The following is a 12,375-nucleotide window of genomic DNA, read 5'->3' as shown; positions in this document are numbered from 1 at the left end:
TAAAATGCGAAGCGTCTCGTAAGAAAGACTGAAGTCGCAGCTTCAGCGTTGTCAGCGACGGCACCATAGGCCCTCAGTAGAACAGCAATCGGAGGGCGAGATGAACGAAGGACAAACTGGACGACGCAGTGGTGGCCGGGCAGACCGGGTTGCCAAAAGGGCGTTGCCGCCTGCGGTCAATCCTTGTCCACCGGGTCAGCGGGGCGGGCAATACCGGCCCTTGTCCGAAGCCGATATGGTGGCCATCTACCAGACCGCACTTCGGCTTCTGTCTGATCTGGGCGTGGGCGAGGTGCCGGAAATTCTTGTAAAGCCGTTCCTTGCCGCCGGGGCCACCTTTGGCGACGGGCGGGTGTTCTTTCCGCAAGACATGGTCAAGCGGGCCATCGGCATGGCTGCGAAAACCTTCACCTTTCATGGCCGCGATCCCGCGCGGTCAATCGAGGTGGGCGGCGATGCCGTGCATTTCGGCACCGGCGGCGCGGCCGTTCTGACGTTGGATATTGACAGCGGCGGCTACCGCCCCTCAACCCTGCGCGATCTTTACGATTTCACAAGGTTGCAGGACACGTTGACCAATGTCAGCTGGTTTACCCGCTGCTGTGTCGCGACCGACCTGCCGGATATCTATGACCTTGATGTCAACACGGTCTTTGCACTGATGAAGGGCACAACGAAACCTGTCGCCACGTCGTTCACGATCCACGAGCATGTTGCGCCGATCATGCGGATGGTCGACATCGGCCTAGGCGGCGATGGCACGTCTGGCTTGTTTCACGCAACTCCATTTCTAAAGACTCATATCTCGCCGATGATCTCGCCGATGCGCTATGGCGAGGATGCGGTGATGGTGACGCTGGCCTGTATCGAGCATGGGATTCCCCTGTCCTGCATCACCGCAGCGCAGTCTGGCGCAACAGCACCCGCGACGCTGGCCGGATTTCTGGCCCAGTCGCTTGCCGAGACGCTGGCCAGCTTGATCATGGTCAACGTCATCAAGCCCGGTCATCCGATGGTTTTTTCCAACTGGCCTTTGGTGGTGGACCTGCGCACCGGTTCCTTTGTGGGTGGCGGCGGCGAGATCAGCGTCATGAACGCAGCCTCGGCGCAGATTTCCAACTGGCTTGGCCTGCCTTCGGGCGTTGCCTCCAGCATGACCGACGCCAAGGTGCCGGATGCGCAATACGGGGCCGAAAAAGGGATATCCTCGCTTGCCGCGGCCCTCGGCGGAGGGAACCTGATCTACGAGTCATCCGGCATGATGGCGTCTTTGCTGGGGGCCAGCTTCGAAGCCTTCATCTTGGATGACGAGATGCACTCGCTCATCTACCGCACCCTGCGTGGGGTCGAAGTCAGCGAAGAAACGCTGGGTTATGAGGCGATCTGCGAGGCGGTGCTGGGACCGGGCCATTTCTTGGGCGGAACGCATACCATTGCGGCGATGCAACGCGATTACTTTTACCCCACCATCGCCGACCGCGACGCGCCCGTCACCTGGGAAGAAAAGGGCCGCCCCGATGCTTGGGGCCGTGCAAAGCTTGCTGCGCGCCGCGTGCTGGAGACGCATCATCCCTCCTATCTCGCGCCCGAGGCTGAGGCCCGGATGCGCGACGAGTTCCCGATCCAACTGGACCCCTGAAAGGAGAGGTTTGGCAAAAGCGTTGCCCAGCTGGGGCCGCATAACCCTGACCGACCTCACGCGCGGGCAAACCGTGGCACCGGCCAATGCGGCACAACTGGAAAGAGGGCGCGAAGACAGGGCCGTTTGCCAACAGTCTCGAATGTCTCGTCAGCGCCAATCAGGATTGTGCGTGGTCTCAGGCTTCGGTCTGGGGTTCATCCTCTGCCACCTCGATCGCGCCCTCAAAGCCCGGCACAATCGCCTCGAAGCGGGGAACAAGCACGTTTCGCAGGATGCGGCGGCAGTCGCGTGCCAGTGCTTCGGGCAACTGGCCCAGTTCTTCGGCGCGGGCCACAAGGTGGATATGGCGCGTTTCGCCTGCAAAGGGCAACGGCAGGACATCGAGCATCGGGATGAAACGTTCGGCATCCAGGAGGTTTAAAGGGGTCGTCAGTGTCCAACCGCCGGTTTGCACGACCATTGCAAGAACCGACCGTGTCGCCTCGAACGCATAGCGGCGGGGGACGTTCAGTTTCACGCGCTTCAGGTGCTGGGCGACCTTCTGGCCGATGGGCATCGTCTCTGAATACTGCACGAAGGGCAGCCGGGCCAGCGCTTCGCGTGGGTCGGTGCCGGGCTTGATCGCCCCTTTGGCGGTCAACAAGATGAAGGCTTCGCGCAGGATCGGGACAGATTGAAACGTGGTGCTTTCAGCAGGCAGCAGGGCGGTTACGCCAATATCGGCCTCTCGTGTTTGCAGCCGGTCAATGATCTGGTCGGACCGGCCAGAGAAAGCATAGACAAAGCACTTGCGAAATCGCTTTTGCAGGGCAGACACAAGAACGGGCGTCAGCGAGGCATCAAGGTCGTCGATGATCGCGAGATTGAGTTGCGGTAAGCTGGTCAGGCTGATCTCGGCCAACTCGGCCTGCGCCTCGGAGACGACCGACAGGATACGGTGAGCATGGGCGCGGAGCACCTGACCTGCGGGGGTCAGGGTGACTGGCTTGGCGCGACGGTCAAAGAGTTTCGCACCGATGGCGGCTTCCAGCGCGGTGATATGCTGGCTGACGCCCGAGGACGATCCACCAAGCCTTTGAGCGGCCCCGGCGATGGAACCTGCTTCCTCCAGCGCTACGAAAACGCGCAATCCGCGTAAGGTCAGTTCGGCTGGCAGGCGGGTAACGTCGGACATGGCAGCTCCTTTTCCGACAAACTAGCCGTCATTCGCGCTTGCGGAAACTGCCTTGCACGATGCGGTCAATAACCATGGCGCAGAGTAGAATGGCCAACCCGGCGAGCAGCCCTTGCCCCTTCGCCGCATATTGCAGCGAGGTCAGCACCACCGACCCTAACCCCTGAGCGCCAATCAGGCTGGCAATCACCACCATCGACAGGCACATCAGGATTGTCTGGTTGATCCCTGCAAGGATAGACGCCTTGGCCAACGGCAGTTCGACACCGCGCAAGACCTGCCATTCGGTCGCGCCATAGGCGCGGGCGGCTTCCTTAACATCCTCGGCCACGCCGGTCAGGCCAAGTGTGGTCAGCCGGATCACCGGCGGCATGCCAAAGATCAGCGTGGCAATGATGCCGGGCGGCTTTCCCGTGCCGAAAAACGCGATGACAGGGATCAGATAGACGAAGGCGGGCATGGTCTGCATGAAGTCAAGGATCGGCTGGGCGATGGCAAACGCGGTCTTTGATCGGGCAAACCAAATGCCCAGCGGGATGCCGATGACGATGCACAGAATTGACGCCGCCCCCAGCAAAGCGACTGTCTGCATTGACAACTCCCAGAAGCCGTAGAACGCGAGATAGGCGAGTGCGGCAGCCGTGAACACTGCGATGCGGGGCCCGGCAAGTTGCCAGGCCAGCGTGCAGATCACAAGCATGATCACCGGCCAGGGGGTGCCAACAAGGACGATCTCCAACCCCTCGACCAGAATGCGGATGCTATTTCGGAGCCCGTCAAAGAACCCCTGCCCCGAGGCATATGCGGCTTCAAATCCTGCGTCAAACCAGGCCGCCGTGTCAGAGAATAGCGTCTTGTCAGCCGGAAATGTCGTTAGCCAATCCGGTGGCATACCGATCCTTGCGTAAAGCGTGACGCCATAGATCAAGCTGGCAAGGGCAAGGGTGACCGCCCCCCGCAGAGGCGGCGCGCCATGTGGCAGGGTCTGGTCACCCCGCCATGCGGTGTAGCGGCGTTCGTATATTGCATTGGCAAAGAACCCGGTTGCCAGCCGGATGACAAGCAGCAGGATGACGCCCTGCACCACACGGGTGCTCGCCCCGTCTGTCAGGGATGCCGTTTCTGCCATTGCTGCATCAACGGCCTTTTGAAGGTTGTCGGCCAGTTTGGTGGCGCGGGTCGCGGTATCGGTGTCGCCGGCCGCTATGGCTTCGGTCGCCTCGGCGCGGCGCGTGGCGATAGTGTCTTGCAACTGGCTGATCCGGGCCGCCTCGGCACTGTTGGTGTTGCCACCAAGGCCAGAGACGATCTGGTTCAGGGCCAATAGGTCAAGAAAACAAAGCAGCAGGAACAGAAACGACATCCCCCGCATCCCGGCCCAGATCGGGCCAAGAATCGCGGCGGCGGGGTTGAAGCTAAGGACAAAGCCTGATCGCGACTGGATCGCAGCAAAGGCGCGGGTGTAATAGGGGGCACTCGGGCCGGTAAATCGGGGGATCAAGTTGGCCTCCATCAGCGTCCCTCCCTGATGGCCGTCAGAAGCCTGTCTTTGGTGACGATCCCCACCGGCACGCCACCATCTTGGATGATAACTGGCAGAGTCGATCCCGAACACAGCCCGATCAGCGCATCAAGATTGGCGGTGGTGGGAGCATAGGAGGCGTTTGCGACATCGAAATGTGGAAAAGAGATCAAAGGCTCCATGACGGTGCGCGCGGTGATCAATCCCAGCTTCGAGATATTCTGCACGAAGGTCCTGACATAGTCATCCGCAGGCCGGGTCACGATTTCCTCGGGCGTGCCAGTCTGAACAATCCGGCCATCCTTCATGATGGCAATGCGGCTACCGACACGGATCGCCTCATCCAGATCATGGGTAATGAAAAGTGTGGTCTTGCCCAGTTTGTGCGACAATTCCATGAATTGGTCCTGCAATTGTCGCCGGATCAATGGATCTAGCGCCGAAAACGGCTCGTCCATCAGCAGGATCTCGGGGTCGGCGGCCAGAGCCCGGGCCAGACCCACGCGCTGCTGCATGCCCCCAGACAGCTGGCGCGGCAGGCGGTCGCCATAGCCTTGCAACCCCACCAGACTCAGCTTTTCCGCCGAAACTTGCCAGCGCGTACCCTTGGGAGAGCCGCGCAATTCCAAGGGATAGGCCACGTTATCCTGCACCGACCGGTGAGGCATCAACGCCATGTGCTGGAACACCATTCCGATGCGTTCGGCCCGCAGCGCCCGCAAGGCGGCAGGCGACAGTGCGCGCACGTCCTGCCCCAGCACGCGGATATCGCCCGATGTCGGCTCGATAAGGCGATTGACATGGCGCACCAAGGTGGACTTGCCGCTGCCCGACAGCCCCATGATGACAAAAATCTCGCCCGGCATGACAGAAATCGACGCCTCGGCAATGCCCACAACGCAGTTGTGCTTGGCCAGAACTTCGGCCTTTGTAGCGCCGGCCTTGGCATCGGCAAGGGCAGCCTGTTCGGCGGTGCCGAAGATTTTCCAGACACCCGAAAGTTCGATCACAGGATCTGCCATTGCATGTCCATCTCGTGCCTCAAAGAAGGAAGGGCATGGCAGCGCGCCGCCATGCCCTGAGTTTTCCAGCCTCAAGGTGTCACTTCAGCCAAGCGGCCACACGATCAGGGTTCGCGGTAATCCACTCGGCGGCCACGGCCCCGGCATCTTTGCCATCAATCACGACCGAGTAGGAAAATGCGCCCAGATCATCCGCCGTGATGTCTATATTGCGCATAAGGGCGGCCACCTGCGGCGCATTGGCTTCCATGTCTTTGGCAAAGACCGGCTGAATGAAAGCTGGCGGCCAAGCCATGGTAACATTGGAATTCGCCAGATAGTCCGCGTCTTCTTCCGGTGTCAGTGCATTCCACTTGGCCGCGTCATAGGCTGGTTCGGTCAAAAAGGTCATCTCGGGATGGACGGTGAACAAATGGTGCGGCTTGTAGCAGAATCCGGCCCAAGGCTTGGCCCCAGCAATCGCCGTATCAAGCTGGCTATACGCAACGCCCTCGTCCAGCTCCACAAGATCAACCACCAGATCATACCCATAACCATGGGCCTTGGCCTTTTCCACCGTGGTCGACGCCCAGCCAGTGGCACCGATGAAGACCTCACCCTTGCCATTGCCGTCACTGTCGAGAAGTGCGGCCTTGGTCGGGTCGGTCAGATCGCTGATGTCGACAATGCCCGCATCCAGCGCCGCTTGATTCACGCATATCCCTTGCACGGCCGATGTCGAATTGCTGTTAAGTTCAATCTTTGCGGCGAACTGATCAACCAGCCCTTGCTGGTTTGGCAACCAGACTTCTGGATGGATATGCATAGAGCCCTTGTCCAACGCCTCAAAGATCACCGGGTTGGTGCCGGTTTGAAGCTCGACCTTGAGGCCCATGTTGGTTTCGACGACTTGCTTGATGACGTTGGCCGTCACCGTGACCGACGGCCAGTTCGGCACGCCCACGACGACGTCTTGAGCAAAACTCGCAGTGGAAAAGGCAAGCGTGGTCGCTAATGCCGTGGCAATCTTCAGTTGCATTGGGTCAGACCTCCAAGTCGGAAAGGATGTTTTAAGACGAGCTTTTCTTGTCGCGCTCTTCTAAATCCGATCATTCGCAAATTGCCTCGGATGTCGATTCGGGACTTTGACTTTAAGGATTACGCAGCCCGCGTTCCGATCTTATGAAGCCCTTACAAGTGTCCTGTTCAGGTGCAGCGTAGAGCCACTTCAGGTCACTGAAGGATGAGGTCCGCCCTGATCCTCTGGGGGTTTCCGGTAGCCCAAGCACCACCCTGCACGCCACGCCCGACAGGCTTTGTCCGGGTCTTGTCGAAGGGAAGCCCCCCGAACCCCTCGCCGCCAAGGGCGAGACCCGGACCAGCGCACGGCGTCGCAACACGCTGCCGCGCAAGGCTCTAGCGTCGTCGGCGGGACGAGGTGTATCAGTCCTCGTTTGCCCCCCGTCAGTTCTGCCAAAGGCGTTCGCGCGCAACGCGGCCCTGATCGTCCAGCCGCACTTCGACGGTGTCTCCGAACGGGTTGATCGCCAGCGCGGTGACATGCCGCCCACCACGTTCGATGAAGCCGACATCGGTATAGCCAAGTGCAGCCAGCCGGTCCCGTGCCGCCGCTTCCGACAGTGACCGGCGGTCGTCAAGTTCGCGGTCGTACTCGCGCAGGGTGCCGTTGCGGGAAAACTCGATCTCGATCCGCATCCCCTCGGCAGAGAAGCCCTCGACCGAGATTTCACCGTCGTCGTCCAGGTCAATCTCGGTCAAACGCGCAATTTCGGCCAGGCGCGGCTCGGCCCGGACAGCAGCGGGCAGCATCGAATCAATGAGCGCCGGGGGCAGGCCTGCGCCATCGACCTGTACCTCCAGCAATCGCGCGCCACGCGCCTCGGCGCGCAGCCAGCCGGTGCCACTGCGGGCGTAAAAGTAGGTTTCGCCATCGTCATCGGGGCGGCTGCGAATGTCTGTAAGGCCAAGGCCGCGCAGCGCGGCAGGCAGCATCGCCTCTGCCGGATCAGCGGCGGGGCCTGCCGTCAGAGTGGCAGCGGCAAAGGTGTCTCCCGTCCGTGTGCCGGTCAGGTCCAGCCGGGTGCCGGGGGTGGGCACGGTGGCGCCCTCAGGCAGGGTCACAAGCAGGCGGCCCTCCGGGGTGGTCAGCACGATCTGGGTGCCAAAGATTTCGGCCACGGTGCCCGACAGCGGCGTCTCTTGCGCCACAAGCGGGGTTGCAAGGGCCGTTGTCAGGATCAGGGCGGCAAGGGTGCGTTTCATCAGTGTCTCCTTCGGTTCAACATGACACCATCTTGCGCGATTAGCCCCAAATGCCGCCGCAACGGCGCGGTTTGGTTTCCGTTGAGCTTTGGTGCGGTATAAAAGGGCCCATGCGCTATGCCCTTGTCCCTTTGATCTTTGCCCTGTCGGCTACCACAGCCTTTGCGGACCCTCCCGGGGACGCCGTACCCATTGATGCAGGGGCGGCTTTGGCCTGCGTCGCCGACCGCTATCGCGGCGAAGCCCTGCGGATCGAAGACGAGGAGGATGGCCTCGTGCAGGAAATCCGCTGGCTCACCCCCGCCGGAAACGTGCTGGAGATCGAGATCACCGGCCCCGGCTGCCGGTTTCTAGAGGTTGATGGCGTGGGACAGTCCGAGGCCCGCATCCTGCCGGAGGAACCCCGGTGAAGGTGCTCGTGGTCGAGGATGATCGCGACCTTGCCGCCCAGATCGCCGCCGCGCTGACGCAGGCAGGCTATACGGTCGAAAGCGCGCATGACGGCGAGACGGGCGAGTTTCTTGGCGCGACCGAGACAGTGGGTGCCGCGGTGCTGGACCTTGGCCTGCCGGGGATTGATGGGATCGAAGTGCTCAAACGCTGGCGTGGCGCGGGCCTGACCTTTCCCGTCTTGATCCTGACCGCGCGGGACGCCTGGTCTGACAAGGTGGCCGGCTTTCGCGCGGGGGCGGATGATTACGTTCTGAAGCCCTTCCGGATGGAGGAGGTGACGCTGCGCCTGTCCACCCTGATCCGCCGCGCCGCAGGACATGCGACCGCCGAACTGGCGGCGGGAGCGCTGATGCTGGATACGGCCACTGGCCTTGCCACGCTTGACGGAATGCCCCTGCGCCTGACGGCGTTTGAGGGCAAGTTGTTGCGCTACCTCATGCTGCACAAAGGACGGGTCGTCAGCCGGACAGAACTGTCGGAACACATGTACGACAGCAACGCCGACCGCGATTTCCGGTCGATGGAAGTGGTGATCGGCCGGTTGCGCCGCAAGATCGGCGAGGCGCGCGTGGAAACCCGGCGGGGCGAGGGCTATCGCCTGCTGCCCGTTGATCCAGAATGACGCCGGGATCAATCCGCGCGCGGATGCTGGCCTGGTCCGCCGGGCTGACGCTGGGCGCGCTGGTGGTGGCGTGGTTCGCAGTATCGGCGGTGCTGGCGGATTTCGTGAACCGCCGCCTTAACGCGGATCTGACGGCGGCGGCGCGGGGCGTGATGGCGGCCGCGGCTTGGGATGCAGCGGGGGCCTTTGCCGTACTGCCGCCCCCTGCGGATCCACGCTTTGACCGGCCCCTGTCGGGCTGGTACTGGCAGGTCAGCGACGGGACAGCCGTGCTGGCACGCGCGCCCTCGCTTGTCACCGGCAATCTGGGGGCGGATGGCGCGGGGCGGACCGGCCCCGATGGCGCGGCGCTGGTGGCGCATGTCGCAAGGTTCACTGCGCCGGGCGACGGGCGGCGTCTGACCGTTACCGTGACCCTGCCTGCGGCAGAGGTTGTGGCGGAACTGGCGGCCATCCGCCGCCCGCTCGCGCTGGCGCTGGCGGCTCTGGGGGCGGCGCTTCTGGCTGCGCAGGTTCTGGCCGTCCGGGCGGGGTTGGTGGACCTAACGCGCTTTGCCCGCGCGGTCGCCGCTGTCCGCGACGGGCGAGGCGAGACCTTGCCCCCTGCACTGGCCGCCGAACTGCGCCCGCTGTCGGATGAACTCAGCCGCCTGATCGCTGCCAATGCAGCACAGGTGGCGCGCGCCCGTGCCCATGCGGGCGATCTGGCCCATGCGCTCAAGACGCCACTGGCCGTTCTGGCCAACCGGGCAGACCCCGAGGATACCGCCCTGATCGACCGGATGGACCGCATCATCCGCTGGCACCTGAAACGCGCCCGCGCAGCAGCAGCGGGGCTGGACCCCACGGCGCATGCGGCCGTAGCCCCAGTGCTAGAGGATGTGGCGTTGGTCCTGACGCCCGAAGCGCGGCGGCGCGGCGTCAAGCTAGAGATCGCGGCCAAAGGCGTGCCAGATTTTCGCGGCGATGCCGAGGATCTGGCCGAGATCGTCGGCGCCTTGACCGAGAATGCAGTGAAATGGGCGCGGTCATCGGTGCGGCTTGCGGCAGCGCCTTGTCCCGGTGGCGTTCAGATCAGCATCACAGACGACGGCCCCGGCATTCCCGAGCCCGACCGCGCCCGTCTGCTGGCCCGGGGCGCGCGGCTGGATGAAACTGTGCCGGGCCACGGCCTCGGCCTTGCCATCGCGACAGACCGGGTCGCGGCCTATGGTGGGCGGCTGGACATTGGGCAGTCCGAAGGTGGCGGGCTGGCGGTGACCCTGACATTGCCCACTCGGGGCTGATGCCGTCCCGCTCTAAAGTATCCTTCAATCCCTGTGTCAGGGTGAAATGCGGATGAATACGAATATCCAGTCTGACCGGTCCTTGCCGCGCTGCTGAACTAGCCCCTTGAAAATGCCGCGCCGCATCCAAAGACGGGAACGCGCCTATGACTATCGATTTGGCTTTTTCAAACGCCAAGCGTGATACAGGGATGCCCCAAATGCCAATGCAGCCAGCAAGAGCCATGCATCTCCGGATTGCTCCAAATACACGACGCCCGAGTCCGCTTCGTAACACCGGCCTAGGTCGTTAAAACAGCCGCGCCATTTGAAATACTGGGCATAGTAGAAATATCCAAACACCAATGACAGTCCAAGAAGAGCTAAGGCAGCCACCTTTCTGATCATCGAACGCCTCTCAAATCACGGTCGCAAACTATAGCTTCGCCCATTCACGTAAACTTCGTTTGGATCTGGTGCCATTAGGCATAACAAGAACGGTTGTCGCAACCTGCTCGTCAGTGCGAATAATTCTGCCGCACGCCGCGTAGGGCCGCTTCATTCCAGATTGACGTCGCCCAAGCGCGGAGCATGGACCTGTGTTCGTATAAGGAAGGCAGCGGCTGCGCCCGCAATTGCGCCAAACAGGTGAGCCTCCCAAGAGACGCCGGGTTGACCCGGCAGAACGCCCCAGAGAATGGAGCCGTATAGAACTCCGACGAGGAGTGCTGCGCCCAGCGTGATCGGCGAGCGATCCACCAAACCGCGCGCCACGAGGAAGCCGAACCAGCCGAAGACAAGCCCCGACGCACCGATATGGATGGCGGAGCTTCCAAATAGCCAGACGAGACCGCCGCCGAGTCCGATCACCACAGCATTCACAGCCAGCAAGGCCCGCGTGGCAGTGGCCACCAGCAACCCGCCCATCACCAATAATGGCGGTGTATTGGCCATCAGATGCGAGAAGCTTCCGTGCAGGAGTGGCATTGCGATGATGCCATCCAACCCGCTGACGTGCCGGGGGATCAGGCCGAAGGCCGGGTTAAAGCCGTAGCCTGTGATCCAGTTGACGACTTGAACCGCCCAGAGCAGCAAGACAAAGGCTGCAAGCGCCTTGGCGCGCCAAAAGAATGCGCCCATGTGATCCCGTTTCCTCATGTCGGCAACAGTAGCTGTCTTCGCAGCACCTTCAACGGCTTTCGTGCGCGGCACAGGGGGACACTTCTGGACTTTTCCTGCCTGACCCGCCCTGTGTTGGCGTGGGTTCTGGCCCCGCCTAGTCTTACACTGCGGTTGACCGTCTAGACCAAGACCTCTCTGACAACTGCAAGAACGGCTTCACCGGCGAGCGCGATAACTGTCGACAGACCAGTTACGACAAGACCGCCCGCGGTCATCGAACCGGCAACAAGTGCGCCGTCGCGTTGCAGCATGCCGACGGCGATGCCAAGGATACAAAGTGCTGGCAGCATGTTGCCAAATGGGATTGGCAGCGCAATGACGACGGCAAGAACCAAACAGACCGCTCCGATCACGCGTGTCTGGCCGATCAGCCCGGGCCAACGCGGGCGCGACACGCGCTCCAGCCTATTCAGGGCCTGGCCGATCCGGGTGGATCCCATTTTCAGAAGTCGTAGCGGGACGCGGCGTTCGCTCAGCCAGACAGGCAGGCGCGGTTCGGGGCCGAACAAAAGCATCAGCACAGAGACAAGGATAAGTGGGATGGCGAGAATAGTGCTGAGACCTGCCACGGGCAGCGGAAGCGCCTCTGGCAGGGCAAAGATGAGCAAGATCAACGCATAGGTGCGGGGTCCGGCAAAGCGGGCCACGTCTCCCAATGTCGGGGCGCTTTCGTCGAAGCGGTGGCACAATTGCGCGAACAGCTCAGTAGTGGACTGGGGTGGAGTGCCAAAGTCGTATTGAGGCATGGAATGGCGTCCGGCATTGCTGACAAGAGAAAGCGGGCACATAGCCTGCCACGAGGATGAAATCATAAACAGCTGCGGGCCCTCATGGGCCCGCAGCACACCGCAGCGGCGTCAGTCGTAGCGCCGGTCGAACGTAATCACTGTTCCGTCGGCGCGGGTCAGGCTGCGCGCATAGATTTCGCGCGGGAAGACCAGATCGTCATCAACCGAGCCGTTGACGATGACCGTCTCACCGACTTCGGCGGGAACCCAGTTGGGGCCGACATAGATACGGATATCGCCGCTGGCATCGGTGAGGCGGAACTCATCCTCGTCGGTGATCCGTTCGACAATCCCCTGTACGGTGACCATCGTGCCGCGCTGTACATCGGCGATGGGTGTGATCTGACTGGCGAAGGCCGCTTGGGTCGCAAGGGTCACGCTAAGTGCAGCAATGGCAAAGAGTTTCATGGATAGCTTCCTTGTTGAAGGGTCAAGAGTTCGGA

12 protein-coding genes are annotated in these 12,375 nt (G+C 62.1%); 4 read left to right on the top strand and 8 right to left on the bottom strand.

All coding sequences use genetic code 11. The features are described from left to right. Positions 1 to 100 precede the first annotated feature (100 nt). On the top strand, positions 101 to 1,639 hold the full coding sequence (locus GC127_RS05525) for a trimethylamine methyltransferase family protein (RefSeq protein ID WP_037298903.1): 1,539 nt from the start codon (positions 101 to 103) through the stop codon (positions 1,637 to 1,639). Between the two features lie 178 nt (positions 1,640 to 1,817). Here the strand turns inward: GC127_RS05525 and GC127_RS05520 are convergent, their stop codons facing one another. The 5 genes from GC127_RS05520 to GC127_RS05500 all read right to left on the bottom strand — a co-directional run bounded on the left by GC127_RS05520 (position 1,818) and on the right by GC127_RS05500 (position 7,622). Next, entirely contained in the window at positions 1,818 to 2,816 is a 999-nt protein-coding gene (locus GC127_RS05520) for a LysR family transcriptional regulator (protein WP_081506985.1), read from the bottom strand. 28 nt (positions 2,817 to 2,844) lie between these two features. Further along, on the bottom strand, positions 2,845 to 4,329 hold the full coding sequence (locus GC127_RS05515; protein ID WP_151976907.1) for a proline/glycine betaine ABC transporter permease: 1,485 nt from the start codon (positions 4,327 to 4,329) through the stop codon (positions 2,845 to 2,847). Then, positions 4,329 to 5,360: a glycine betaine/L-proline ABC transporter ATP-binding protein gene (locus tag GC127_RS05510; protein WP_081506987.1), complete on the bottom strand. Its 1,032-nt coding sequence runs from the start codon at positions 5,358 to 5,360 to the stop codon at positions 4,329 to 4,331. The genes GC127_RS05515 and GC127_RS05510 overlap by 1 nt, the downstream gene beginning before the upstream one ends. A gap of 79 nt (positions 5,361 to 5,439) precedes the next feature. Continuing rightward, positions 5,440 to 6,378 carry a glycine betaine ABC transporter substrate-binding protein gene (locus tag GC127_RS05505; protein WP_008283082.1) on the bottom strand — a complete coding sequence of 313 codons (939 nt, stop codon included), beginning with the start codon at positions 6,376 to 6,378 and terminating at the stop codon, positions 5,440 to 5,442. Between the two features lie 425 nt (positions 6,379 to 6,803). Beyond that, the gene (locus GC127_RS05500) at positions 6,804 to 7,622 is read right to left on the bottom strand and encodes a prevent-host-death protein (protein ID WP_151976905.1); all 819 of its coding nucleotides are present in this window, start codon (positions 7,620 to 7,622) and stop codon (positions 6,804 to 6,806) included. A gap of 110 nt (positions 7,623 to 7,732) precedes the next feature. On the opposite strand from GC127_RS05500, the gene GC127_RS05495 reads away from it, so the two are divergent. From GC127_RS05495 to GC127_RS05485, 3 genes are read left to right on the top strand one after another with little or no spacing between them, the layout of a single operon-like run. After that, on the top strand, positions 7,733 to 8,032 hold the full coding sequence (locus tag GC127_RS05495) for a Cys/Met metabolism pyridoxal-phosphate-dependent enzyme (protein ID WP_151976903.1): 300 nt from the start codon (positions 7,733 to 7,735) through the stop codon (positions 8,030 to 8,032). Beyond that, the gene (locus tag GC127_RS05490; protein WP_151976901.1) at positions 8,029 to 8,697 is read left to right on the top strand and encodes a response regulator transcription factor; all 669 of its coding nucleotides are present in this window, start codon (positions 8,029 to 8,031) and stop codon (positions 8,695 to 8,697) included. Before GC127_RS05495 ends, GC127_RS05490 begins: the two co-directional genes overlap by 4 nt. Next, complete coding sequence (locus GC127_RS05485) at positions 8,694 to 9,983, top strand: sensor histidine kinase (RefSeq protein WP_151976900.1); 1,290 nt, start codon at positions 8,694 to 8,696, stop codon at positions 9,981 to 9,983. Before GC127_RS05490 ends, GC127_RS05485 begins: the two co-directional genes overlap by 4 nt. A gap of 537 nt (positions 9,984 to 10,520) precedes the next feature. Here GC127_RS05485 and GC127_RS05480 read toward each other — a convergent pair. The 3 genes from GC127_RS05480 to GC127_RS05470 form a co-directional block, all read right to left on the bottom strand. Next, the gene (locus tag GC127_RS05480) at positions 10,521 to 11,102 is read right to left on the bottom strand and encodes a rhomboid family intramembrane serine protease (RefSeq protein WP_151976898.1); all 582 of its coding nucleotides are present in this window, start codon (positions 11,100 to 11,102) and stop codon (positions 10,521 to 10,523) included. A gap of 161 nt (positions 11,103 to 11,263) precedes the next feature. Next, positions 11,264 to 11,890, bottom strand: a complete 627-nt coding sequence (locus GC127_RS05475; protein ID WP_199861198.1) for an exopolysaccharide biosynthesis protein — start codon at positions 11,888 to 11,890, stop codon at positions 11,264 to 11,266. 111 nt (positions 11,891 to 12,001) lie between these two features. Beyond that, positions 12,002 to 12,340: a hypothetical protein gene (locus tag GC127_RS05470; protein WP_151976894.1), complete on the bottom strand. Its 339-nt coding sequence runs from the start codon at positions 12,338 to 12,340 to the stop codon at positions 12,002 to 12,004. Positions 12,341 to 12,375 lie beyond the last annotated feature (35 nt).

It is taken from the genome of Roseovarius sp. EC-HK134 (assembly GCF_902498815.1).
In the GTDB taxonomy this organism is placed as follows: Bacteria; Pseudomonadota; Alphaproteobacteria; order Rhodobacterales; family Rhodobacteraceae; genus Roseovarius; species Roseovarius mucosus_A.
Note: the sequence above shows the minus strand (reverse complement) of the source record. Positions and strands in the feature narration are given on the sequence as shown.

Bases quoted from the DNA above. Each gene is read 5' to 3' on its own strand.
- GC127_RS05495 (WP_151976903.1), top strand. From the start codon at position 7,733: ATGCGCTATGCCCTTGTCCCTTTGATCTTTGCCCTGTCGGCTACCACA.
- GC127_RS05520 (WP_081506985.1), bottom strand. From the start codon at position 2,816: ATGTCCGACGTTACCCGCCTGCCAGCCGAACTGACCTTACGCGGATTG.
- GC127_RS05505 (WP_008283082.1), bottom strand. From the start codon at position 6,378: ATGCAACTGAAGATTGCCACGGCATTAGCGACCACGCTTGCCTTTTCC.
- GC127_RS05510 (WP_081506987.1), bottom strand. From the start codon at position 5,360: ATGGCAGATCCTGTGATCGAACTTTCGGGTGTCTGGAAAATCTTCGGC.
- GC127_RS05525 (WP_037298903.1), top strand. From the start codon at position 101: ATGAACGAAGGACAAACTGGACGACGCAGTGGTGGCCGGGCAGACCGG.
- GC127_RS05500 (WP_151976905.1), bottom strand. From the start codon at position 7,622: ATGAAACGCACCCTTGCCGCCCTGATCCTGACAACGGCCCTTGCAACC.
- GC127_RS05475 (WP_199861198.1), bottom strand. From the start codon at position 11,890: ATGCCTCAATACGACTTTGGCACTCCACCCCAGTCCACTACTGAGCTG.
- GC127_RS05470 (WP_151976894.1), bottom strand. From the start codon at position 12,340: ATGAAACTCTTTGCCATTGCTGCACTTAGCGTGACCCTTGCGACCCAA.
- GC127_RS05485 (WP_151976900.1), top strand. From the start codon at position 8,694: ATGACGCCGGGATCAATCCGCGCGCGGATGCTGGCCTGGTCCGCCGGG.
- GC127_RS05480 (WP_151976898.1), bottom strand. From the start codon at position 11,102: ATGGGCGCATTCTTTTGGCGCGCCAAGGCGCTTGCAGCCTTTGTCTTG.
- GC127_RS05515 (WP_151976907.1), bottom strand. From the start codon at position 4,329: ATGGAGGCCAACTTGATCCCCCGATTTACCGGCCCGAGTGCCCCCTAT.